This is a genomic window from Mycobacterium sp. IS-3022 (assembly GCF_001500065.1).
Lineage (GTDB): Bacteria > Actinomycetota > Actinomycetes > Mycobacteriales > Mycobacteriaceae > Mycobacterium.
Genome location: NZ_LQIN01000001.1, coordinates 681,141 through 707,172 on the forward strand (window position 1 = coordinate 681,141; position 26,032 = coordinate 707,172).

At 64.8% G+C, this 26,032-nt stretch carries 8 protein-coding genes; 6 read left to right on the forward strand and 2 right to left on the reverse strand.

Features of this window, described 5'->3' with window-relative positions; translation table 11 throughout:
* Positions 1-13 precede the first annotated feature (13 nt).
* Complete coding sequence (locus AU188_RS03170; RefSeq protein ID WP_059162196.1) at positions 14-1,123, reverse strand: NAD-dependent epimerase/dehydratase family protein; 1,110 nt, start codon at positions 1,121-1,123, stop codon at positions 14-16.
* Positions 1,124-1,380: 257 nt separating this feature from the next.
* Here AU188_RS03170 and AU188_RS03175 point away from each other — a divergent pair, with 257 nt between their 5' ends.
* The 5 genes from AU188_RS03175 to AU188_RS03195 all read left to right on the forward strand — a co-directional run bounded on the left by AU188_RS03175 (position 1,381) and on the right by AU188_RS03195 (position 23,074).
* On the forward strand, positions 1,381-2,499 hold the full coding sequence (locus AU188_RS03175; RefSeq protein ID WP_059162301.1) for an acyltransferase family protein: 1,119 nt from the start codon (positions 1,381-1,383) through the stop codon (positions 2,497-2,499).
* Positions 2,500-2,731: 232 nt separating this feature from the next.
* Complete coding sequence (locus AU188_RS03180; protein ID WP_059162197.1) at positions 2,732-3,835, forward strand: TylF/MycF/NovP-related O-methyltransferase; 1,104 nt, start codon at positions 2,732-2,734, stop codon at positions 3,833-3,835.
* 669 nt (positions 3,836-4,504) lie between these two features.
* Positions 4,505-4,720 carry an MbtH family protein gene (locus AU188_RS03185; protein ID WP_059162198.1) on the forward strand — a complete coding sequence of 72 codons (216 nt, stop codon included), beginning with the start codon at positions 4,505-4,507 and terminating at the stop codon, positions 4,718-4,720.
* 32 nt (positions 4,721-4,752) lie between these two features.
* The gene (locus AU188_RS03190; RefSeq protein WP_059162199.1) at positions 4,753-21,777 is read left to right on the forward strand and encodes a non-ribosomal peptide synthetase; all 17,025 of its coding nucleotides are present in this window, start codon (positions 4,753-4,755) and stop codon (positions 21,775-21,777) included.
* Positions 21,778-21,820: 43 nt separating this feature from the next.
* The gene (locus AU188_RS03195; RefSeq protein ID WP_059162200.1) at positions 21,821-23,074 is read left to right on the forward strand and encodes a M48 family metalloprotease; all 1,254 of its coding nucleotides are present in this window, start codon (positions 21,821-21,823) and stop codon (positions 23,072-23,074) included.
* Positions 23,075-23,087: 13 nt separating this feature from the next.
* On the opposite strand, the gene AU188_RS03200 is transcribed toward AU188_RS03195, so the two are convergent.
* Positions 23,088-24,446: a condensation domain-containing protein gene (locus tag AU188_RS03200; RefSeq protein ID WP_082686452.1), complete on the reverse strand. Its 1,359-nt coding sequence runs from the start codon at positions 24,444-24,446 to the stop codon at positions 23,088-23,090.
* Positions 24,447-24,860: 414 nt separating this feature from the next.
* On the opposite strand from AU188_RS03200, the gene AU188_RS03205 reads away from it, so the two are divergent.
* Positions 24,861-25,862, forward strand: a complete 1,002-nt coding sequence (locus AU188_RS03205) for a class I SAM-dependent methyltransferase (RefSeq protein WP_286137257.1) — start codon at positions 24,861-24,863, stop codon at positions 25,860-25,862.
* Positions 25,863-26,032: the final 170 nt, after the last annotated feature.

Below are 26,032 nucleotides of genomic sequence, written 5' to 3' on the forward strand. Positions count from 1 at the left end.
CGTGCGCCACGCATCATTGCCGAGGACGGTTTGGCCGCTTCGTGGCATCACTTGAGTAACAAGGCGATTCAGACCGGCCGCCGATCCATTCAAGAAGTGTGTTCATTCCGTTCCCAAGGTCCCACCTCGGATTCCAATCGAGATCATCCCTTGCTGACTCGATGGTGCAACCCGCGGCACGCACGTCACCATCGCGAAACTTCGGAATGACGACGGGAGCAGGGGCGTCGCACATTGCGGCGATCTCGCAGCCCAATTCGTAGATGGTGGTTGCAGTACCTGACCCGATATCCAAGCAGCGGTTCGCGGGCTTTTGCACCGCTGCGAACATTGCGTCAACCACATCGTCGATGAAAACGAAATCGCGCACAATCCGGCCGTCTTCGTAGATTTCGATGGCATGTTTCTCGCTCGCCAACCGCGCAAAGAGAGCGACGATTCCGGTGTACGAATTGGTCAGAGACTGGCCCGGCCCATAGACATTCTGCAGTCGCAACATGCTGAGAGTGGTGTCATGCGCAGCCGCCCACGCCGCCATCACATGCTCCTGTGCGAGCTTGGTGGCCCCATAGATATTGGTGGGTCGGGTTTGTGTTCGGCCGGCGCTACTCGGAACCGGGAATACGGGTGCGCCAGAGGGCCCCTCGGGATCCCACTTGCCTGCCAGCAGTTGCGCATGGCTGCGCGGCGGCGGGTAGAAGATTTCATCGCCGCATTGCCAAGCGCCTTCGCCGTATACCGCCCTCGACGAGGCCAGGACGAATTGGTCGGGCACCAGTGCCGAGCGGCTCAAGGCATCGAGCAGCTGCGTGGTGCCCACGACGTTGACCGACCCGTGTCGCGTCGCTTCCGACAGCGATTGAGCCGTTCCAGTCTCGGCCGCTAAGTGCACAATCTGGGAGGGACGGAATAACCGAAGTACAGCGTCGCAATCAGGGGCGTGGGTGACATCGCCGGTGAAGAACCGCACCGATGGGGGTAGGTCCACCTCAACGCTTGCGCCATGCACCTGCGGGTGCAACAGATCCATCACGGCGACCTCGTAATCTGCTGCTGCGAGACGGCGTGCGAGCGCGGATCCGATGAACCCCGCCCCACCAGTTACGAGTACCGATGTTGACAAGCGCCGACGCCTCCGGTTCTTTTTCGAATCTGCACTAAGTGGATCGCATGGATCCTAAACCGCACCCACGGTATATCTTGGATCGTCTGCCCAACGCGACGAGCCGCCCGAGATTGGAAACGGTTGAGCACACTTCAGAAGATCAAGCCAGGAGGGATGGGCGCGAAGGTATTACCCGACACGAGCGCGAAATCTGGAGTTGACGGCTTCGATGGAGCGTCGATCGCAGGCCGATACGACCGGCCGTGGACAGGCAGATGAAACTCGGGCAGGTATTCGATCCCCGAAACAACGCACTCAACGCCTGGCGGCTGACGCTGGCTTTGGGGGTCATCCTGTGGCACACCTACCCACTCACCGGGCGAGACATTTCGTACGAGCCGGTTCACCAACTGCTGCGAGACGCATGGGTTGACGGGTTCTTTGCGATCTCGGGGTTTCTCATCACGGCAAGTTGGTTGAGCAAGCCACGGCTTCGCACGTACTTCGCTGCTCGGGGTCTTCGCCTCCTCCCCGGTTTGTGGATCTGCCTGATCGTCACGGCTTTCGTCGCCGCCCCGATCGGCGTGGCGATGCAGGGAGGCGCGGCCGGTCGGCTCCTTATGTCGGAGGCGCCGATCGAATTCGTCCTCAAGAACAGCGCAGTGGCGATACTCCAGCCCAAAGTTGGCACCACACCGTCCGGTATCCCATGGCCGAACGGATGGAACGGTTCTCTGTGGACTCTCCAATGGGAGCTTTTGTGTTATATCGGCATTGCGGTTCTCGGCGTAGTCGGTCTTCTCACTCGCCGCTGGGTGATTCCAGCGGCGACGGCACTGGCGGTGTTGGCGTCAGCGCTGGCGCCGGCCTGGGCGATGTCCTTGATCGAGGAACCTCAGAGTCCACAACAAGAAATCGACCCCAAGACCGCCGCGCTGGTTGTGTTTGCCATCGCTGCCCGCTTCGCAGTCATGTTCCTCGCTGGCGCGCTGCTATACCAGCTCCGCGAGGTGATACCGGCTCGTTGGTCGCTCGTCGCGGTGAGCGCGGCCGTCGTCTTGGCTGCGAGCCTGATGCCGAATTACCGCGTGATCGGCGCGATTCCACTGGCGTACGCGATCATCGTCTCGGGTGCCCTCATTCACCACAAGCGTTTGAGGTTACGAACGGACCTGTCTTACGGCGTATACATCTACGCGTTTCCCATTCAGCAGTTGCTCGTCATCGGTGGGCTGGGCAGCTTGAATCCATTTGTGTTCGCTCTCATCGCCACGATCGCCACGCTGCCGCTCGCCGCGCTGAGTTGGTTTCTGGTCGAGAAACCCGCGCTTCGTCTGAAGTCTCGTTTCAAACGAAGGAGTGTCGCGCCAGCGGGAGAGCATCAGCCCGCGTAGCCGCTCTCAGGTAAGTCGGCCTTCGGCCGCTGTTTCAGGTGGAGCCGAGGGCGGTTGGTATCTTGGCGAAGCCAATGAGCCATCGTCGCCTCTGGAGCTTTGCTCCTGGGTTGTCCGAGGAGCTAGGGGGGGAGCGGGATTGGAAGGCGTGTCAGATCAGCGGCCCAAGGCCAGTAGGTTCAAGTGCGATGCGCATTCGATCCGGCCCGGCCGAGAGCTTGGAGCCCCACCGGTGACTGCAGTCGATAAGCGGCCCGTCGATCGCATCAACCTCCACCGCACGTGGCGAGTGATCCTCGTCGGGATCGCGCTCGTCGTTGCGACGGTTTGTTATTTCGCGCCGCTGCTTTTGGCCGTGATCGGCGTCCTTCTCGTGTTGCTCGTATGCGCGCGCCTCGTCTACCGAGATCGCGACCGGTTCATCCCGAACTTGTATGCCCGCGACACTAACCTGTACGACGAGGCGTATCAGGGATTCATCCGCCGCACGTTGTCGGAGCTTCGCCACCGGAAGATTCGTGGCCACACTCTGTTGTGGGAAGCAGCGCAGTTGGCGCCGGTCAGCGCCGATAACTCTGATGAACTGGTTCTCGATCTCGGTGTCTGGATCGGCTGGTCCACAAGGCTGACATCGGAGGCTTGCGACCGCACGGTGTACGGCTTCGACACGTTTTCCGGTCTGGTCGAAGACTGGCAACTTGAGAACCAAGTCGTCAAACGCGGAACTTTTTCCCTGTCGGATCCACTGGCACAAGGCGCTATGCGGTTGACCGGCGTCACCCTGCAGGACGACGTACCTTCCGCGCTTGGTCGCCAGGTCCATTTCATAAAAGGGAGCACCTACGAAACGTTGGCGCCATTCCTGGCAGAGCACCCGGGTTCGTCGATCAGGCTCTTCCATATGGATTTGGACACCTATGAGAGTTGTCTGCACGCGCTAGAAGCGTGCAAAGATCGCTTCATCGAAGGCTCCATCCTGGTTTTTGACGAATATCTGGTCACCAGCGGAGAAATGCGCGCATTTCACGAGTTTCAGAGCAAGTACGGGCTGGAATGGCGTTACCGGGGTTGGGGACTCGAGATCATGGAAATGAATCTCGAGATGATCATTTCTCGTTGGAAGCGCCTGCTGTACTTTCTCTTCTGGATCGCGTGGTATTGGCTGGTAGGTGACGGCCGCTACGTTTGGCGATTCTTTAGCCGGCCGTTCTGGCGGTTCTGGCTCGGCGCACCGGTGGGCGATATCGTCTTCATGCTTGGTGCCGCTGGGCAACGGAAGTCGGTCAGTCTCCAGATCACCGGTCTAGGGAAGCTGGGCCCTACTCGTAAAGCGTGACTGGTCGGGCGTTGGCGGCCCTCCATCGCCCTAGCCAGGAAAACTCGGCCGCATTGAAAGACAAGCGTTTCCCGCTCTGCGACCGGCCCCGCGAACGCGCCAAAAGGCGCGCTGGACGAGTCGTATCCGCACAGGCGACGCCATCCGCAGCCGAGAGCCCGACCCGAAGCTGCCGCGCCTGTCAAGGCGGCGGTGGCGATCTGCCTGGCCGGCGCTCGGTGACCTTCAATTGAATCCCCAGCGAACGTTTCGTAACAAGGCGAAGCGCCGATCGCGCTCGGTCGGCGGTGAATGCTTTCATTTGGCTACGTGAGGTCGATGAAGACGCCAGCGGCCGTGAATTTCGACGTTGAGGCCGGTAGCCACGGTTTGGCATGAGTAGCGCCGTGGGGGTATTGTTCGCTCAGGGCGTCGGGGAAACGTTCAACTAACTCTGGGGGCCTGTGCTCGTCTATTCAGAATGCGACAATTTCGCACGCATCCTTGCAGGTTACGGTCTCGGAAGCCGCCAATGCTGGATTCCGGAGGCGCGGATCGACTGCAGAACTGCTTGGCGGAGTCATGTTGGAAGGCGCGCTAGAAACTTTGCCGATCTTGGTATCGGTGGGGTTTGCCGGCAGTAAGGTTTAGAAGGCTTCACTGAAGATCGACTAGTAGGTCTGGAGGACTGTGAGCACCAACCCGTTCGATGACGACAAAGGCAGCTTCTTCGTTTTGGTCAACGACGAGGAGCAACACAGCCTGTGGCCGACTTTTGCCGATTTACCAGCCGGCTGGCGGGTGGTTTACGGCGAAGCGGACCGCGCCGCATGCCTGGACTACATCGAACAGAACTGGCCCGATATCCGGCCGAAGAGCCTTCGGGACCGGCTGGCGGCGGGCTGACGTTCAGACTAGGTAGAGCGTGAGGGCATTCGATGGAGTTCGCTGACGGGGCGCTTCCGCTCACCCGCGGACAGCTCGACATCTGGCTTGCCCAGGAAACAGGCGAATTTGACCCCGAGTGGCATATTGTCGCGTTCGACATCATCGAGGGCGCTGTCAAGCCGGCATTACTTGAGCAGGCGATACAGCATGTCTTGACGGAAGCCGAGCCCATCAGAGCCGCCTTTTTCGAGGTGGACGGCCAGGTCTTCCAACGGCCGATCGAAAACCCACGCGTCGACCTCCCGCTCTACGATCTCGTAGACGAACAGAATCCGGCGCAGGAGGCGTACCGGCTCGCCGAATTGATCCGGTCGACGCCGATGCCGGTGACCGGGCCGCTATTCAAATTCGCGCTATTTCGCACACGGCCGGACCAGTTCTACTGGTTGCTGTGCATCCATCACCTGGTTGCCGATGGATACGCCGGTGTGCTTTTCGCCAATCGGGTCGCCACCGTCTATTCCGCATTAGATTCCGGTACGGCGGTACCTCCTTCGTTTTTTGGCTCCTTAAAGGACTTGGTGTCGTGGGAAACCGAATACGAAGCGTCTGAGGAATATTCCGAGGACTTGGCCTATTGGAGCAAAAATCTTCCACCTGAAAGCCCGCAATACCTGACGGAATCGGTGGACGAGGGCGGTTCGTGCACGGTTTCAGAATCCGTTCAGCTGGACCCCTCGGTTGTTCACCGGGTCCATCAGCTGGCCGACTCGTTGGGAATGCGCCGTTCATCGGTGATCACCGCCGCGTGCGCGCTTTTGGTGCGTGGCTGGCGCGCCGAGGGCTCACAGGTGGTGTTTGATTTCCCGGTCAATCGACGTACCAGCGCGGAGTCATTCACGTTTCCCGGGATGGTCTCCGGGATCGTTCCACTGGTTCTGACCGTTTCACCCGGATCATCGGTAGCGGCGTTCTGTGAGTATGTCGACGTACGGATACGCGAGGCCGTGCAGCACCAGCGGTTTCCGGTGCGCGCCCTCGAGCGCAAAGCCAACCGCGGGCCGAGGAGCGCACCGGATCGAGTGGGCGTCAACTTCGTCCCGTCGATCACCGCTCTGCCATTCGGTGACGCGCCCGCATCTGGATCCACAACGCGGTTTGGCCGCGTCGACTACTTCGGGTTGTTCTTCGTCAGCGGTGAGGGTCAAATCCATCTGCACTCGGTGAGTTCCGGGCAGCCATTCGCCAATCTCGACGTCGCCGACCTGGCGGCGAGGTTGCAGCAGATCTTGATGGCGATGACCGCCGATCCGGCAGGAGCCATCTCGTCGATCGATGTCGTCGACGAGGCCGAGCACGCCCGACTGAACGGATGGGGCAACGAGGCGGGCCTGACCCGGCCGGCAACAAGGTCGGTCTCGATTCCGGAGATGTTCGCCGCGCAGGCGGCGCAGAGCCCGGACGCCGTGGCCATCACTTGCGGAGACTCCGCGTTGACGTACCGCGAGTTGAACGAAGCCGCTGACCGGTTGGCGCACCTCTTGACCGCTCGAGGCGCGGGCCCGGGGGAATCGGTGGCGATTCTGTTTCCCCGCTCCATCGAAGCGATCGTGGCAATCCTCGCGGTGCTCAAGACCGGCGCAGCCTATCTGCCGATCGATCCTGCGCACCCCGAAGCGCGGATCAGCTTCATGCTCGACGATGCCGGACCGATCGCCGCCCTCACCACAACGGAACTGCGGTGGCGACTCGACGAGCACGATCTGCTGGTCATCGACATCAATGGCGCCGAAGCAGCGGCGCAGCCCGCGACGGTACTGCCGCCGCCGAGTCCGGACAACATCGCCTACTTCATCTACACCTCCGGCACCACAGGGGTGCCCAAAGGGGTGGCCATCACCCACCACAACGTCATCCAACTGTTCGAGTGCTTGGAGGCCGACCTCGACCTGCCGCCGAAACAGGTGTGGTCGCAATGGCATTCGCTGGCCTTCGACGTCTCGGTGTGGGAGATCTTCGGCGCGCTGCTACGCGGCGGGCGGCTGGCGATCGTGCCCGAATCGGTGGTCCGCTCACCGGAAGACTTCCTCGCGCTGCTGGTCCGCGAACGCGTCACCGTCCTGAGCCAGACCCCCTCGGCCTTCTACGCGTTGCAAACCGCTGATGCGCTGGCGCACGAACTCGGCCAGCAGCTCGAACTCGAGGCAGTGGTCTTTGCCGGCGAAGCGCTTGAACCGCAACGTCTTCGGAGCTGGCTGGACAATCACCCAGGGTCCCCGCGGCTGATCAACATGTACGGCACCACGGAGACGACGGTGCACGCGTCGGTTCGGGAGATCGTCGAAGCCGATGCCGCCAGCACCGTCAGCCCCGTCGGGGTGCCGTTGACCAATCTGGGCTTCTTCGTGCTCGACGGGTGGTTACGTCCGGCGCCCGTCGGTGTGGTCGGCGAGTTGTACGTGGCCGGCGCCGGACTGGGTGCTGGGTACTGGCGTCGCGGGCCGTTGACGGCGTCACGGTTTGTCGCGTCGCCGTTCGGGTTGCCGGGGCAACGGATGTATCGCACCGGCGACCTGGCCAGCTGGGGGCCCGACGGGCAACTGCAGTATCTGGGTCGGTCCGATGAGCAGGTCAAGATTCGCGGCTATCGCATCGAGCTCGGTGAAGTGCGCGCAGCACTTGCCGATCTAGACGGCGTGGAGCAGGCGGTCGTCATCGCCCGCGAGGACCGCCCCGGCGACAAGAGGCTGGTCGGCTATTTCACCGGCACAGCCGACCCGGCCGGGATACGCGGCCAGCTGGCTGAGCGATTGCCTGCCTATATGGTTCCGGCCGCCGTGGTGCTGCTGGATGCGTTACCGCTGACGGTCAACGGCAAGCTCGACAAACGCGCTCTGCCGGCGCCGGGCTACGCCGATGTCGATCATTACCGTGCCCCGGCCACCGAAGTCGAGGAGATCTTGGCGGGCATTTACGCCCACGTGCTCGGTGTGGAGCAGGTGGGCGTGGACGATTCGTTCTTCGAACTCGGTGGCGACAGCATTCTGTCGATGCAAGTGGTCGCGCGTGCGCGTGCCGCCGGGGTGCTGTTCCGGCCCCGCGACGTGTTCGCCGAGCAGACCGTGGCCCGGCTGGCCGCGGTGGCCAAAGAGACCGACGCAGCCGGCGGCGTCATCGACGAGGGTGTCGGGCCGGTGGATTCGACGCCGATCATGTCGTGGCTCCACGGCGTCGACGGGCCGGTGGACCAGTTCAACCAGACAGTACTGTTGCAGGCTCCGGCGCAGACCAGCCAATCCGACGTGATCATGCTGTTGCAGGCGTTGCTTGATCGGCATGCCATGCTGCGGCTGCGTGTCGAAGACGACGGCGCCGGCGGCTGGTCGTTGCTGGCGCCCGGCACGGGGTCGGTGCACGCGACCCAGTGCCTGCAATCGGTTGAGGCGCTCTCCGATGATGCTCTGCTCGAGGCGCGGTCACGGCTGAACCCGGCGGCGGGCGCGATGCTCAGCGCGCTGTGGGTGACTTCCACGAACCAACTGGTGCTGATCGTTCATCACCTGGCGGTGGACGGTGTGTCGTGGCGAATTTTGTTGGAAGACTTGAATATCGGCTGGGCGCAGCTCCGCGAGGGCCAGCCGCTGGCCTTGCCGGCCTCGGGCACGTCGTTCGCCCGCTGGGCGGCGCTGCTGGCCGAGCATGCGCATCACCCCGACGTGGTCGACACCGCGCCGGCATGGCACCAGGTGGTGGCGTCGCCGGCATTGTTGCCCGCGGTCCAGCCGACAATCGATACCTACCAAGCCGCTGAATCGTTGACGGTGTCTCTGAACGCCGAGACCACCCGGATGTTGTTGAGCGAGGTGCCTGCGGCTTTCAACGCCGGCGTTCACGACGTCCTGTTGATTGCGTTCGGGTTGGCGTTGGCGGAGTTCCTGGGAGCCGCCGGATCAGCGCCGATCGGCATCGACGTCGAGGGCCACGGGCGCAACGAGGACCTGGCCGACGATATCGACTTGTCGCATACCGTCGGATGGTTCACCACCAAATATCCCGTGTCGCTCAGGGTTGATTCCCTCGACTGGGGACAAGTGATCGCCGGCGAGGCGGTGGTGGGCGCGCTGGTCAAGGACGCCAAAGAACAGCTGCGGGCCCTGCCGGACGGCCTGACCTACGGGCTTCTGCGTTACCTGAACAGCCATGTCGATCTCTCCGTTGCCGACCCGCCGGTCGGATTCAATTACTTGGGACGCCTTGGCTCCGTGGGTGATTCCGCCGCTGGCGATGATGCGTGGCAAATTCGCCCGGACGGTCTGTCCCTGACCGGCACCATGGCGGCGATCCCGATGCCGTTGATGCACACCGTCGAGCTCAACGCCAGCACCATCGACACCGAGGCCGGTCCGCAGTTGCATGCGACCTGGACTTGGGCGCCGTCAGCGCTGGACCGTGAACGGGCCAGTCGGTTGAGCCGGCTGTGGTTCGACGCGCTGAGCGGGATCTGCGCGCATGTCAGCAAGGGCGGGGGTGGTCTGACACCGTCCGACATCACGCCGGCTCGACTCCGTCAACAACAGATCGACGAGCTGCAGCAGCGATTCCGACTCGCAGACATCCTGCCGCTCACACCGCTGCAGCAAGGCTTGCTGTTTCACGCCATCACAGCGGCGGGCAACGGCGACGACGTGTACGGCATGCAGCTGGACATCACGTTGTCCGGTCCACTGGACGCCGACCGGTTGCATGATGCGGTGCACGCTGTGGTCACCCGGCATCCGAACCTGGTGGCCCGCTTCTTCGATCGCTTCGACGAGCCGGTGCAGATCATCCCCGCCGACCCGACGGTGCCCTGGCGGTATATCGATCTCAGCGGCGAAGTCGACGCCGACGAGCAGATTCGCCGGCTCAGCGCTGCCGACCGCGCGGCCGTCTGCGATCTCGCCGACCAGCCGCCGTTCCGGGCGACGTTGATCCGTACCGGAGACCAAGAGCACCGATTTGTGCTGACCAATCATCACATCGTGCTCGACGGCTGGTCGCTTCCGATCCTGCTGCAGGAGATCTTCGCCGGCTATCACGGGCAGCGCCTGCCCGCGCCGGTTCCTTATCGGAAGTTCGTCAGTTGGCTGGCGGCAAGAGATTTCGACGCCGCCGAAGCGGTCTGGCGTGAAGCGTTCGACGGCTACGACACTCCCACCCTGGTGGGCCCGCAGGATCGAAAGGGACTGGGCCGGCGAGGGGTGATCTCGGCTCGAGTGGCAGAAGCTGTCACGCGAGCGGTGGGTGAGCTGGCGCGTTCGCGGCACACGACGGTCAACACCGTTCTGCAGGCCGCGTTCAGCCAGCTGCTCAGCCGCATGACCGGACAACACGATGTCGCTTTCGGCACAACGGTTTCGGGGCGGCCGACCGAAGTGGTCGGCGCGGAATCGATGGTCGGGCTGATGATCAACACGGTCCCGGTCCGGGCGCGCACCACGTCGGCCACCACTACCGTCGATCTGCTGGACCAATTGCATGCGGCCTACAACCACACGCTCGAGCACCAGCACCTTGCGTTGAGTGACATTCACCGCGTCGCCGGCCACGACCAACTGTTCGACACCCTTTTCGTCTACGAGAACTACCCACTCGACTCCGCCGGGTTCTCGAGCGTCGACGGGCTTTCCATCTCTGAATTCGCCAGCCGCGAGTTCAACCACTATCCGCTTGCGGTGCAAGTCATTCCGGGCAACGAATTGGGTCTTCGCGTCGAATTCGACACCGACGTGTTCGACGCCCAAGCCGTCGAAACACTGATCGAGCGGTTCGAACGGGTGCTGTCGGCGATGACCGCTGACCCCACGCGGCGGCTGTCGTCGATCGACGTGCTGGAGGAGTCGGAACACGCGCGCCTGGCTGAGTGGGGTAACCAGGCGGTGTTGAATGAGCCGGCCCCGAAGTCGGTTTCGATTCCGGCGATGTTCGCAGCGCAGGCGGCGCGCTGCCCCGACGCCACTGCACTGACTTTCGACGGCCGGTCGTTGACCTACCGTCAGCTCGACGAAGCGGCGAACCGGATGGCGCGCCTGCTCGCCGGTCACGGCGCGCGCCCCGGCGAGCGGGTGGCACTGCTCTTGCCGCGCTCGGTCGAGGCGATCGTGTCGATCCTGGCGGTGCTCAAGACCGGGGCGGCTTATCTGCCGATCGATCCGGCGCACCCCGAAGCGCGCATCAGCTTCATGCTCGAGGACGCCGCTCCCATTGCTGCCGTCACCACAACGGATCTGCGGTCTCGCCTCGACGGCCGCGGCTTGCTGATCGTCGATGTCGATGACCCCGCACTCAGGAGCCAGCCCAGCACAGGCTTGACGGCGCCGAGCCCCGACGACATCGCCTACCTGATCTACACCTCGGGCACCACCGGTACGCCCAAGGGCGTGGCGATCACCCACCGCAATGTGATCGAGCTGTTGGACGCGGTGGATTCCGACCTGGAGCTGGCGGGACAGGTGTGGTCGCAATGGCATTCGCTGGCATTCGATGTCTCGGTATGGGAGATCTTCGGCGCACTGCTGCGCGGTGGTCGGCTGGTGGTCGTGCCCGAATCGGTGGTCCGCTCACCGGAAGACTTCCTTGAATTGCTGGTGACCGAACAGGTCAGCATCTTGAGTCAGACGCCGTCGGCGTTCTATGCATTGCAGACCGGCGCCGCGCTACAGCCGGAGCTCGGACAGCAATTGAAGCTGCAGGCTGTGGTGTTCGCCGGCGAAGCGCTTGAACCGCAACGTCTTCGGGCGTGGCTGGAGAATCACCCTGGGGCGCCGCGCATGATCAACATGTATGGCACCACGGAGACGACGGTGCACGCCTCGTTCCGGGAGATCGTCGAAGCCGATGCCGACAAGGCTGTCAGCCCCATCGGTGTGCCGTTGGACCACCTCGCGTTCTTTGTGCTCGATGGGTGGTTGCGCCCAGCGCCCGTCGGTGTGGTCGGTGAGTTGTATGTGGCCGGTGCGGGGCTGGGGGCCGGGTACTGGCGTCGCGGTCCGTTGACCGCGTCGCGGTTCGTCGCATCTCCGTCCGGGGCGCCAGGCCAGCGGATGTATCGCACCGGAGATCTGGCCTGCTGGGGCTACGACGGGCAGCTGCAGTATTTGGGCCGCTCCGATGAGCAGGTCAAGATCCGCGGCTACCGCATCGAACTCGGAGAAGTGCAGGCGGCGCTGGCCGCGTTGAGCGAGGTCAAGCAGGCGGCGGTGATCGCCCGCGAGGACCGTCCCGGCGACAAGCAACTGGTGGGGTATGTCACCGAATCGGTGACCGGCGCGGTCGACCCGGTGGCGGTGCGCGCCGCCCTGGGTGAGCGCTTGCCGGGTTACATGGTTCCGGCGGCGGTGGTGGTGCTCGACGCGCTGCCGTTGACGGTCAACGGCAAGCTCGACAGACGCGCGCTGCCCGCACCGGAGTTCAGCGATGTGGATCGGTACCGCCCTCCGGCGACCGCGGTCGAGGAGCTCCTGGCCGGCATCTACGCCCAGGTGCTCGGCGTGGAGCGGGTCGGTGTGGACGACTCGTTCTTCGACCTGGGTGGGGATTCGTTGTCGGCGATGCGACTGGTCGCCGCGATCAACAACGGTCTGGACGCCGATCTTTCAGTGCGCGTGATCTTCGAGGCGCCCACGGTGGCGCAGTTGGCGCCCCACATCGGTGCGCACGGAGAGCGGCGGGCTCCGCTGGTGCCGGTGGTGCGCCCGGCCGTGATTCCGTTGTCGTTTGCCCAGCAGCGGTTGTGGTTCCTTGATCAGTTGCAGGGGCCGTCGCCGATCTACAACATGGCGACGGCACTGCGCATCAGCGGAGACCTCGACGCCGACGCGTTGGGTCAGGCGCTTGCCGACGTGGTGGGCCGCCATGAGAGCCTGCGCACGCGGTTCCCCGCGACCGAACCCCAACAACTGGTGGTGCCCGCCGAGCAAGCTGATTTCGGTTGGCAGGTGATCGATGCCGGCGACTGGCCGGGCGGGCGGCTCGACGACGCCATCGCCGAGGTCGCGCGTCACCCGTTCGATCTGGCTGCCGAGATTCCTTTGCGAGCAACGCTTTTCCGCCTCGCGGACGACGAGCATGTGCTGGCGATCGTGGTGCACCACATCGCCGCCGACGGCTGGTCGATCACGCCTCTGGCACGCGATCTGGGGGCTGCCTACGCCAGCCGATGCGCCGGACGGACCCCGGACTGGGCACCGTTGCCGGTGCAGTACGTCGACTACACGCTGTGGCAGCGCGAGCAGTTGGGCGATCTCGACGATCCAGACAGTGCCATTGCGGCCCAGGCCGCCTACTGGGAGCGGGCGCTCGCCGGGATGCCCGAACGCCTCGAGCTGCCGACTGATCGGCCCTACCCACCGGTGGCCGATAATCGTGGCGCGCGAATAGTGGTGGATTGGCCGGCCGAGTTGCATGAGCGGATCGCCCGGCTGGCCCGCGAGCACGACGCGACCAGTTTCATGGTGGTGCAGGCTGCGCTGGCGGTGGTGCTGTCGAAGATCAGCGGCAGTTCCGATGTGGCCGTTGGCTTCCCAGTGGCCGGACGGCGCGACCCCGCCCTCGACGAGTTGGTCGGGTTCTTCGTCAACACCTTGGCGCTGCGCGTCGAGCTGACCGGTAATCCGAGCGTCGCCGAGGTGTTGGGCCAGGTGCGGACGCGCAGTGTCGCCGCCTATGAGCATCAGGATGTGCCGTTCGAGGTGTTGGTGGAGCGGCTCAACCCGACCCGTAATCTGAGCCACCACCCGTTGGTTCAGGTGATGCTGGCCTGGCAGAACAACCCGCCCGCCGCGTTGGCCCTCGGTGATCTGTCCGCCATCCCGATGCCCGTGGACACGAGCACCGTGCGCATGGATCTGGCGTTCACGCTGGCCGAGCGGTGGAGCGAGGACGGGTCACTCGCCGGCATCGGCGGTGAAGTCGAGTTCCGCACCGACGTGTTCGATGCGACCAGCATCGAGGCGCTGACCGAGCGGCTCCGGCGGGCGCTGGTGACGATGACCGCCGATCCGACCCGGTTGCTGTCGTCGGTGGATCTGCTGGATCCCAGCGAGCACGATCTGCTCGACGGGTGGGCGAACCGCGCGGTGTTGAACCGCCCGGTCAGTGCGCCGACGCCGATTCCGGTTCTGTTCGCCGAGCAGGTGTCGCGGGCGCCTGAGGCGGTGGCGATCAGTGGTGGTGGCGCGCAGCTGACCTATCGCGAGGTGGATGTGGCCTCGGATCGGTTGGCGCATCTGTTGGTCGGTCGCGGGGTGCGGCCGGGCGATTCGGTGGCGTTGTTGGTGCCACGCTCAGCGTCGGCTGTGGTGGCGATGTTGGGGGTGCTCAAGGCGGGGGCGGCCTATGTGCCGATTGATGCCGGGGTGCCCGCGGCGCGGATCGAGTTCGTGCTCGGCGATGCTGCGCCGGCGGCGGTGATCACCACCGCGGGGCTGCGTGCGCGGGTCGACGGTCATCAGGTGGTCGTCATCGACATCGACGAGCCCGCTGTGGACACCGCGCCGAACATGACCTTGCCGACCCCGGCGCCCGAGGCCGTCGCGTACACCATTTACACCTCGGGGACCACGGGTGTGCCCAAGGGTGTGGCGATCACGCATCGCAATGTGACGCAGTTGTTGGCGAGTTTGGATGCGGGGTTGCCGGCGGCTGGGGTGTGGGCGCTGTGCCATTCGTTGGCGTTCGACGTCTCGGTGTGGGAGATCTTCGGGGCGCTGCTGCGCGGTGGGCGTCTGGTGGTGGTGCCTGAGGAGGTGACCGCCTCGCCGCAGGATTTCCAGCAGGTGTTGGTCGATGAGGGGGTCAGTGTCCTGACCCAGACTCCGTCGGCGGTCAAGATGCTCTCAGCGCAGCGGTTGGCCGGTACGGCGTTGGTGATGGCCGGGGAGGCCTGCCCGCCGGAGGTGGTGGAGCGGTGGGCGCCGGGGCGGGTGATGCTCAACGCTTACGGGCCGACCGAGACCACGATGTGCGTGGCGATCAGCGCGCCGTTGTCGGCGGGGACCGGGGTGGTGCCGATCGGGTCGCCGGTCTCAGGTGCTGGGTTGTTTGTTCTCGACGGGTCGTTGCATCAGGTGCCGGTGGGGGTGGCCGGAGAGCTGTATGTGGCCGGCGCCGGGGTCGGCGTGGGGTATGTGCGCCGAGGGGCGTTGACGGCGTCGCGGTTCGTGGCGTGCCCGTTCGCCGGTGCGGGGCAGCGGATGTATCGCACCGGGGATCTGGTGCGTTGGGGTGCCGATGGGCAGTTGCAGTATCTGGGCCGCATCGATGAACAGGTCAAGATCCGCGGCTACCGCATCGAACTCGGCGAGATCCAGGCCGCGGTGGCCTCCCTTGACGGGGTAGCCGAGGCGGCGGTGATCGCGCGGGAGGACCGCCCCGGCGACAAACGGCTGGTCGCCTACATCATCGGCACCGCCAATCCGGGTACGGTGCGCGCTGCGCTGGCCGAGCGGCTGCCCGGCTATATGGTGCCTGCGGCGGTGGTGGTGCTCGAGGCGTTGCCGTTGACGGTCAACAACAAACTCGACACCCGCGCGCTGCCGGCCCCGGAGTACAGCGACACCGACCACTACCGTGCCCCCACCACCGCGGTCGAAGAACTGCTGACCGGTATCTACGCCCAGGTCCTCGACGTCGAACGCGTCGGCATCGACGACTCGTTCTTCGACCTCGGGGGCGATTCCCTATCGGCGATGCGCCTGATCGCCGCAGTCAACAGCAGCCTCGATGGCGACTTGTCGGTACGGACCGTGTTCGAGGCGCCGACGGTGGCACAGTTGGCCCCGCGCATCGGTGCCGATTCCGCCCGGCTCGAACCCTTGACGCCAGTGGAACGTCCGACGGAAGTTCCGTTGTCGTTCGCTCAGAAGCGGTTGTGGTTCCTCGACCAACTGCAGGGTCCCTCGGCGATCTACAACATGGCGGTGGCACTGCAGCTCCGCGGTCGCCTCGACGTCGAGGCGTTGCGCCAAGCGCTCACCGACGTGGTCGGTCGCCACGAGAGCCTGCGCACCCTGTTCGCAATGGTCGACGGGGCGCCCCAGCAGCTGGTGCTGCCGGCCGAGCAGGCCGATTTGGCTTGGCGGGTCATCGATGCCACCGGCTGGTCGACGGACGAGTTGCGCGAGGCGGTCAACGCCGCGGCTTCTCACACGTTTAACCTGGCCTCCGAAATCCCCATGCGGGCACAGCTTTTCCGGGTCGCCGATGACGAGCATGTGGCGGTGGCGGTGGTGCACCACATCGCCGCCGACGGTTGGTCCATCGCGCCGCTGATGCGGGATCTCGGACTGGCCTACGCCAGCCGGAGTGCGGGGCACGACCCCAACTGGGCGCCGTTGCCGGTGCAATATGTCGACTACACGCTGTGGCAACGCGATCAGTTCGGTGACCTCGACGATCCGGACAGCCGCATCGCCGGCCAGTTGGCTTTCTGGGATGACGCGTTGGCGGGGCTGCCCGAACGCCTGCAGTTGCCGACCGACCGGCCCTACCCGGCTGTCGCTGATCATCGCGGCGACCGGGTGACCGTGGATTGGCCCCCCGAACTCCAGGACCGGGTCGCTGCGGTGGCCCGCGAGCACCACACCACGAGCTTCATGGTGGTCCAGGCCGCCCTTGCGGCGTTGTTGTCGAAAGTCAGTGCCAGCACCGATGTGGCCGTCGGGTTTCCGATCGCCGGGCGGCGCGACCCCGCACTCGATGAGCTGGTGGGCTTCTTCGTCAACACCTTGGTGCTGCGGGTCGACCTGGCCGGTGACCCCACCGTCGCCGAACTGCTGGACCAGGTTCGAACGCGCAGCCTGGCCGCCTACGAACACCAGGATGTGCCGTTCGAGGTACTGGTGGAGCGACTCAACCCCGTCCGAAGCCTGGCTCACTCCCCGCTGATCCAGGTGATGTTGTCCTGGCACTTCGCCGGGCAGTCGTTCGGTCCGGCCTCCTCACTGGACCTGGGCGATCTGCAGATCAACTCGCTGCCGGCCGACACGAACACCGCCCGCATGGACCTGACCTTCGGCCTGGCCGAACGCTGGACCGAGTCGGGCGAACCCGCCGGAATCGGCGGGGACGTGGAGTTCCGCACAGATGTGTTCGACGCGGCCAGCATCGAGGTGCTCGTTGCGCGGCTACGGCGGGTACTGGAAGCGATAACGGCCGACCAGAGCGTCCGCTTGTCGACGGTGGATGTACTCGATGCCGGTGAGCATGCCCGGTTGTTCGGCTGGGGCAATCGGGCCGCGTTGACCGAGCGGTCGTCGGTGTCGGAGTCGATTCCCGCACTCTTCGCCGGTCAGGTCGCGCGGTCACCGGAGGCGGTGGCGGTGTCGGGTGACGGTCGCTCGTTGACCTACGCCGAGTTGGATGTGGCGTCGTCGAACTTGGCGCGGGCGTTGACCGCCGCGGGTGTGGGTCGCGGCGACCGGGTGGGGCTGTTGTTGCCACGGTCGGTCGATGCGGTCTTGGCGATGCTGGCGATACTCAAGTGTGGTGCGGGATATGTGCCGATGGATCCGGCACATCCGGAGGCGCGCACCGAGTTCGTCCTGGGTGACGCTGCGCCGGTGGCAGTGGTCACGACCGCGGATCTGCGAGCGCGGGTGGATGGCCGTAGCGCGGTGGTCATCGATATCGCCGATGTGGCGTTGGATCCCAATTCCGTTGCTGGAGAGGTTTTCTCGACGCCGAGCCCAGATGACCTGGCGTATGTGATCTATACGTCGGGAACTACGGGCGTGCCCAAGGGCGTGGCGGTTCCACACCGCAACGTCGTGCAGCTGTTGGACACACTGGATGCCGATCTCGAGTTGGCGGGTCAGGCATGGACGCAGTGTCATTCATTGGCGTTCGACTTCTCGGTGTGGGAGATCTGGGGGGCACTGCTGCGCGGCGGTCGGGTGGTGATCGTGCCCGATACGGTGGTGCGTTCCCCCGAAGAGCTGCTGGCATTGCTGGTCACCGAGCAGGTCGGCGTGCTGAGCCAGACCCCGTCGGCCTTCTACGCGCTGCAGGCCGCTCATGGTCTGCAGCCGGAACTCGGCCGGCAGTTGAAGCTGCAGACAGTGGTTTTCGGTGGGGAGGCCTTGGAGCCTTCGCGGCTCGGGCCGTGGATGCAGTCGCATTCGGGGTCACCGCGCTTGATCAACATGTATGGAATCACCGAGACGACGGTGCATGCCTCGTTCAGGGAGATCACCGAGGCTGACATCGAGCGCGCGGTCAGCCCGATCGGTGTGCCGTTGGCGCATTTGGGCTTTTTCGTCCTCGACGGCTCGTTACGAGCGGTACCCGCCGGTGTGGTCGGCGAGTTGTATGTCGCCGGCGGCGGGTTGGCTCACGGCTATGTCGGCCGGGCAGGGCTTACCGCGTCGCGATTCGTGGCGTGCCCGTTCGCCGGGGCCGGAGCGCGGATGTATCGCACCGGGGACCTGGTTCGCTGGGGCGCCGATGGCCATCTGCAGTATGTCGGCCGCAGCGATGAACAGGTCAAGATCCGCGGGTACCGCATCGAGTTGGGCGAGGTGCAGGCGGCACTCGCCGGACTGGATGGGGTGCAGCAGGCGGTCGTCATCGCGCGCGAGGACCGTCCCGGTGATAAGCGCCTGGTCGGGTATGCCACCGGCGCGGTGGATGCGGCGGAGCTGCGTGCGGCGCTGGCTCAGCGGTTGCCCAGCTACATGGTGCCCGCGGCGGTGGTGGTGCTCGAGTCGTTGCCGTTGACGGTCAACGGCAAGCTGGACACGCGGGCGTTGCCTGCTCCGGAGTACAGCGATACGGATCGCTACCGCGCTCCCGCCACTGCGGTGGAAGAGGTCTTGGCCGGTATCTACGCCCAGGTGCTGGGACTGGAGCGGGTCGGGGTCGACGAGTCGTTCTTCGAACTCGGCGGGGACAGCATCCTGTCGATGCAGGTGGTTTCGCGGGCGCGCGCCGCCGGGGTGCTGTGCCGTCCGCGCGATGTGTTCGTCGAGCAGACCGTGGCCAGGTTGGCCCGCGTGGCGCGCACGGCCGACGGGGCTGCCGGTGTGATCGATGAGGGCGTCGGGCCGGTGGTGGCCACACCGATCGTGCGGTGGCTGGAGGAGGTCGACGGCCCGACCGGAGAGTTCAACCAGACGGTCGTCTTGCAGGCCCCCGACACGGCGGACCGGGGCGACGCGGTGGTGCTGGTGCAAGCGTTGCTGGATCGCCACGCCATGTTGCGGCTGCGGGTCGACGACGATGGGGCCGGCGGCTGGTCGTTGCAGGTGCCCGAGCCGGGCGCGGTGCGCGCGGATGAGTGCGTGCACGGCGTGGACACGTTCTCGGACGCGGCCTTGGTGGCCGCGCGGTCGCGGTTGAACCCGGCCGCCGGCGTGATGCTCAGCGCGCTGTGGGTCGCCTCCACGAGCCAGCTGGTGTTGATCGTGCACCACCTCGCGGTCGACGGCGTGTCCTGGCGAATCCTGTTGGAAGACATCAACATCGCGTGGGCTGCCCATCGTGCTGGGCGGCCGGTGGAGTTGACCGGGACCGGAACGTCGTTTGCGCGGTGGTCGGCGCTGCTGGCCGAACACGCCCGCGACGAACAGGTCGTCGCTACCGCCGACGTGTGGCGACAGGTGGCGTCGGCGCCTGCGTTGTTGCCGGCGGTGGTGCCGTCGGTGGATACCTTCGCCAATGCGGGGAATCTGTCGGTGCCGTTGGACACCGAGACCACCCGGTTGTTGCTCGGTGAGGTGCCCGCGGCGTTCCACGCCGGGATCAACGACATCCTGTTGATCGCATTGGGACTCGCGCTGGCCGAGTTCGTCGATGCCGATACCGCTCCGGTGGGCATCGACGTCGAGGGCCATGGCCGTCACGAGGACCTGGGCGACGAGGTGGACCTGTCGCACACGGTGGGCTGGTTCACCACGAAATATCCGGTCGCGCTCAACGTGGGCGGACTGGACTGGGTCCAGGTGCGCTCCGGTGATCCCGGCCTGGGGGCCGTGCTCAAGGCCGCCAAAGAACAGCTGCGGGCGCTGCCCGAGGGACTCACGTATGGGCTGCTGCGGTATCTGAACCCGGAAGTGCAACTGCGCGAGGAGGATCCGCGGGTCGGATTCAACTATCTCGGGCGCCTCGGTGCGGCCGCCGGTGAGGTTTCCGAGGATCTGTGGCGTCTGGTGGCCGACGGATCGTCGGTCAGCGGGGTGGCCGCGGCGATCGCGATGCCGTTGATGCACACCTTGGAACTCAACGCTGCCACCGTCGACACCGCGACGGGTCCGCAGCTGCACGCGACCTGGACGTGGGCGCCGTCGGCGCTCGATCACGGACAGGTTGATCGGTTGAGCCGGTTGTGGTTTGAGGCCCTGGAGGGGATCTGCGTCCACGTGCGGAACGGCGGGGGCGGGTTGACGCCTTCTGACATCGCACCGGCGCGGCTGACCCAGACCCAGATCGAAGCGCTGGCCCAGCGCTACGACGTGGCTGACGTGTTACCGCTGACCCCGCTGCAGCGAGGCTTGCTGTTCCACGCCTTGACCGCGGCGGGCAACGAGGACGACGTCTACGCCGTGCAACTGGACTTCACCGTCACCGGCCCCTTGGACGCCGAGCGGCTACATGACGCGGTGCAATCCGTCGTCAACCGGCACCCCAACCTGGCTGCTCGGTTCCACCACCACCTCGGCGACGAACCCGTACAAGTCATCCCTGCCGACCCTGAAATCCCTTGGCGGTACCTCGATCTCAGTGGTGAAGCCGACGTGCACACTCGAATCCACCGCATGTGTGCCGCCGAACGCGCCGAGGTATACGGCCTCGAAGATCAGCCGGCCTTGCGTGCGGCGCTGGTCCGCACCGGCGAGGAGCGCCACCGGTTCGTGTTGACCAATCACCACATCGTGCTCGACGGCTGGTCGATGCCGATCCTGCTCGGGGAGATCTTCGCCAGCTATTTCGGGCAGCGACTGCCCGCCTCGGTGCCCTACCGCAGGTTTGTCTCCTGGCTGGCCGAACGTGACGTCGAAGCCGCCCGGACGGCCTGGCGTGAGGTGCTCGACGGCTTCGAGACCCCCACTCTGGTCAGCCCACCCGACCGACTCGGCTTGGGCCCCAGGGACATCCGATCCTTCCGAGTGCCGGAAGACACCACCCGGGCGATGGCCGAGCTTGCGCGTTCGCGACACATCACCGTGAACACCGTGCTCCAGGCAGCATGGGCGCAGCTGCTGATGTGGTTGACGGGCCAGCACGATGTCGCTTTCGGCGCCGTGGTCTCAGGTAGGCCGGCAGAGGTCGCCGGTGCGGAGTCGATGGTGGGGCTGTCGATCAACACGGTGCCCGTGCGCGCCCGCATCGCGCCGGAAACCACCACCGTCGAGCTGCTCGATCAGCTTCAAGGTGCGCTGGAGCAGACCTTTGAGCATCAGCACCTGGCGCTCAGCGACATTCACCGTGTCACGGGGCAGAACAGATTGTTCGACACCGTTTTCGTCTTCGAGAACTATCCGATCGATGCCGCCGGATTGTCGTCCGGCCACGATCTGGGTGTTGCTGGGTTCACCGTCCGCGACTACTACCACTACCCGCTCACGGTGCAAGCGGTTCCGGGCGACGAACTGGATCTGCGCGTCCAGTTCCGCACCGACCGGTTCGACCCGGTCACCATCGAAACGCTGATGGGCCGGTTCACCCGGATATTGGCGGCCATGACCGCCGATCCGACCCGACCGTTGTTGTCGATCGATTCGCTTGACGCCGGTGAGCACACGCAGCGCACCGGGTGGGGCAACCGGGCGTCGACCCCGGCCTCTGGTGGCTATCGGGCGCCGGTTGACCTGGTCGAGCAGCGTCTGGCCGACATCGTCGCGCAGGTCCTGAACGTAGAGCGGGTGGGGGTCGACGAGTCTTTCTTCGACTTGGGCGGGGATTCCCTTGCCGCTATGCGTGCGGTAGCCGCGATCAACACCGCCTTCGGTGTTCGCCTGCCGGTGACTGCCCTGGTGGATGCGCCGTCGGTGAGAAGCTTGCGTGCGCAGTTGGGAGACGTGCCCGCTCAGCGGATGTAGTTCACATGAACCAAGCCAGCTGTCGATGAGCGATCAGGTTGGCATGAACGCTAGACGTGACGGTGGCGCGCGTAGGCAGCGGCGAACGCTGCTCGGCGTCGCATTGATCGCCGCCGTTTGGGGGGCGTTGGCCTTCTTTCTCCTCCGTACGGAAGTTCCGGCGCTCAACCTGCCGCAGCTCGATCCCGCGAGTTATTTCTCGTCGGCGGAGTTGGCTCGGATCCACGAGTTCCGCACGGTCACTCGCTGGTTCTGGATTGCGTCGACGCTGATCGAGCTCGGCGTGCTCGCCTTGCTTGCGTGGCGAGGACGCTGGCTCGCGTTCGTCGTCCGCCGTGCCCTGCGGCTGCCGCCGGCGGCGCACGTGCGGTGCGGCATGGCGGTGGCGGCGTGTTGTTCGTTCGCCGTGTGGTTCGCAACCCTCCCGGTCGGCGTGGTCCGGCACTGGTGGTACCGGCGCTACGCCCTCACCGAGCAGGGCTACGGGTCCTGGGCGGGAGACCGGGCGCTGGCGCTTCTGGTGACGACGGTCGCCGTCGTGCTGGCGGTCGCCGGGGCGGTTTACCTCGCCGTCCGGCTCGGGCGGCACTGGTGGCTGGCCGGAAGCGCCGCCATCGCCGTAGTCGGCGTGCTCGTCGTGCTCGCACAGCCACTCGTCATCGAACCGCTGTTCAACCGCTTCACGCCGATCGGCGACGGGAACCTCGCCGCTCGCATCGAAACGTTCGGGAATCGCCTCGGCGTCGACGTCGAGTCCGTCGACGTCTCCGACGCGAGCCGTCGCACGACGACGGCGAATGCGGGGGTGACGGGGATCGGCCCGACACGCCGCGTCGTCCTGTACGACACGCTGCTCGATGGCCGCTTCACGGAGGGCGAGATCCTGTGGGTGTCCGCCCACGAGCTTGCGCACGTCGCACGCGGTCACGTTTGGAAGGGCGTTGCCTGGTTCGCTCTCTTCGCGATCCCGGGCTTGGTGGCGATCGCCTGGTTCACCGAGCGACGAGGGGGCGTCCGCGACCCGGCTGTCGTTCCGCTGGCCCTCCTGTGCGCGTTCGTACTCTCCGTGTTGACGCTGCCCGCGCAGAACTCGATCTCACGCCGCTACGAGACGGAAGCCGACTGGATCGCGCTGCGCATCACCGACGATCCGGCGAGTCAAATCTCGACACAGCTGCGGTTCGCGCGTACGGGCCTCGCCGAGCCCGACCCGCCGGCATGGGCGCTGATGGTCCTCGGCTCGCATCCGACCACGATGCAGCGAATCGAGATGGCGAAGGCGGCCGAGGGACGCTGAGCGTCGAAGCCGGTCAGTAGATGTTGCCGGTCAGTTCGAAGTCGGCCAGCGTCTTCGCAATCAGCTCATGCAACGCGGGCTTGGTATCCCCCACACCCGGTTGGTAGGCGTTCACGGTGACGTAGATCTTGGAGCCGCCTGCGACGCGCCACGACTGCAGAGTCAGCTGACCGCCCGTCAACTCGAGCCACTCTCGCGTTGCGCGTTGCGGTGTCACTCGGATCAAGATGATTTCGCCGTCGGTGCCATCGGGGCGGAACACAATCGGGTCGAACTCATCGAGGTTGGAACAAAGCGTAGGGGCAGCGGGGTCGGCGACCCCCGCATCGACCATCCGTTTCAACGCGCGCTTCGGCATGAACGGCACCAGTGACCGCAGCTGCAGTGATTCGTCAGGCGTCTCCTGCATTGTGTTCAGCGTCTGCTTGATGGCGGCGCGGATGTCACCCAGATCCGTGGTCACGAGTTCCGGGTCGACGCTGACGCTCGCGATCGATATCGCATTGGCACGCGTATCACCCTCGGTGCGTTCGTTCATGGGCAGGTGCAGGGTGACAAAGCCGTCGCCGGCGCGTCGGCGCCCTAAACGCTCGGCGAGTCTGGCAGCCAAGGCCGCGATCAGCGTTTTACCGTTTCCACCGAGAGCCTTCGCGCGGGCATCCCATTCATCCAGCTCGATTTGCATCGAGACCGCCGGCACGATGACAACGTCACCGCCGTCGACTGAGCGGAGGGCGACTGGTGGTGGCGAGGCTGTCGATCGGGCAGGATCCCGACGGGCGCGGCGAGCCAATCTGGCCGCCGCGACAAGCGCGCGGCCGACCTCAGGCGCCTCCCTTGCGGTTTGGCGGGCATCTTCTGACATGGCGCGGCGTCGAGTACGCGAATGCGGCGCTGGATAGCCAAGATCCGCATGGTTTCCCAGCGCCGCATCCGCTACCACCTGGTATCCCCCGATGCCGTCGATCACGTAGTGGGAAAGCACCAGGCTGACCGCGGTCGAGCCGTCGGTAAGGGGAAGGACGCTCAGATGCCAGCCGGGCCCTCGTTCCGCATCAATGGGCACCTGTGTGCGTTCATCAGCCCAGTCGCTGAGTTCGGTGCGCGGACGGGCGAAATCGGCGACATCGATCTCCGACGGCCCCCGATCTGTTACCCACCGATGCCGGCCGAACGGCAGCGGCGAACGCTCGATGCGCCGACCCATCAACCCGTGTCGGAGGTTGTGGTGAAAACGCTTCAGTCCGTCAAAATCGATACCGTGCTCATGAAGCCACATGCATTGCATGACCAGATTGAGTCCAGCGGCGCGGTGTCCCGCGAACAAGCTGTGGTCCACCAACGCGAGACGATTGTCCAGCCGCTCATCCATGGCCGCAGGATAGACGGTGACCGGTTGCTATCGCGGTGAATCGCTATTTCGCCGAATGATTCGGGGCGGAAACCGCCCGCGCTCGCTGTCTTTATCGAGGACACTTATCGTGAGCGACCTCGGAATCCGATGTGATTAGGCGGATTCGGGACGGGCCGCCCATACTGTGTTGGTATGTCTCCGCCGCTTGACCGGCCTAGACATCGTCTGTGGCAGCGCTTAGTGTCTACCTCCGATCAGTCCTCTTGGCGGAGAATACGCTACGGTGCAGGCGCGTTATAGCGTCGCGGGTCGGTCGAAATCCTGCAAAGGTGGGTCACAATGTGCGAGGCGGAGCGACCCCTCATCGGATGCACCGCTTCACCCATCGATACACAGGGCGCGCAGCAATCGGTTGGCTCGAGGACCGACCCAGTGAACGAGATCAGCAAAGAGTGCCGAATATGCGGATCGGTCGGCCCACATAAGACGATCTCGGTTCGCGAAATGATGTTCGGAACTCAAGAGCATTTCGAATACTACTTCTGCGGATCATGCGAGACATTACAAATTGTGAATGTGCTCGAGGGCGCCGAGCTCCAGCGCCATTATGCGGTGGATTACTACTCATACAAGCCCAGCCATGCGCGGTTCTCTCGATGGCTCATCACACAGCACGACCGTAAAAAATTGGGTGTAGGCGGCGGGTTCGCCGGTGCGCTTCTAACGAGGCGGCTGCCCGACGGCATCCTCCGTGCACTTCTCGGCGGAGACGTCGTCGGAATTCTCGCTCAGCTTCAGCTCAAGTCGGACGCGCGAATTCTGGACGTCGGATGTGGTAGCGGTGCGCTGCTCGACCGGTTGGCCAGAGTGGGGTTCACCAACTTGTTTGGTGCGGATCCGTTTATCGCAGCCGATCGTGAGACGCCTCGAGGGGTGCCGCTGAAAAAGGGGCATTTGAGCGAAATGCCGGGCGAATTCGATCTCATAATGTTCAATCATTCGCTCGAACACGTCCCCGATCCGATAGCGGCGCTCAAAACGGCATCCGAAAAGCTCGCTGCCGACGGCATCTGCCTGGCTCGCACGCCGACGACCTCATCCGAAGCGTGGAATACCTATTTGGCGGATTGGGTGCAGATCGACGCTCCTCGGCATTTCGTCGTGCCTTCTCGAAGGGCAATGGCATTGGCGGCGGAGAAGGCGGGGCTCGTCGTGGAGCAGACATTTGACGATTCGAATTTGGGCCAGTTCATGGGAAGCGAAGCCTATAGGCGAGGGGTCGCCGTGACCGACACCAAGATCCTTCGACTGTTTAGTCCGAAGCAGATCTGGGAGTGGGAGAAGAGCGCAGATCGACTCAATCGGCTGGGCCGTGGTGACCAAGCAGGTTTTGTCATGCGGGCCCAACAAGGCAGGCGAGTCGCTGATAGCTGACCCGCCCGACCAGAACTGAAATCGAAGTGCAGCTTGGACTTGTCTTGAACACCGATCTGATCGGCCCACGCGGCGCGCTCGTTTCATGCTGTGGGCGGCCAGCAAATCGCCCATAGCAGAACGGCATTCACGCCAAAGAGTCCAGTCTGCCCCGATCCACCGTTATCCTG

Bases quoted from the DNA above. Each gene is read 5' to 3' on its own strand.
- AU188_RS03175 (WP_059162301.1), top strand. From the start codon at position 1,381: ATGAAACTCGGGCAGGTATTCGATCCCCGAAACAACGCACTCAACGCC.
- AU188_RS03190 (WP_059162199.1), top strand. From the start codon at position 4,753: ATGGAGTTCGCTGACGGGGCGCTTCCGCTCACCCGCGGACAGCTCGAC.
- AU188_RS03195 (WP_059162200.1), top strand. From the start codon at position 21,821: ATGAACGCTAGACGTGACGGTGGCGCGCGTAGGCAGCGGCGAACGCTG.
- AU188_RS03200 (WP_082686452.1), bottom strand. From the start codon at position 24,446: ATGGATGAGCGGCTGGACAATCGTCTCGCGTTGGTGGACCACAGCTTG.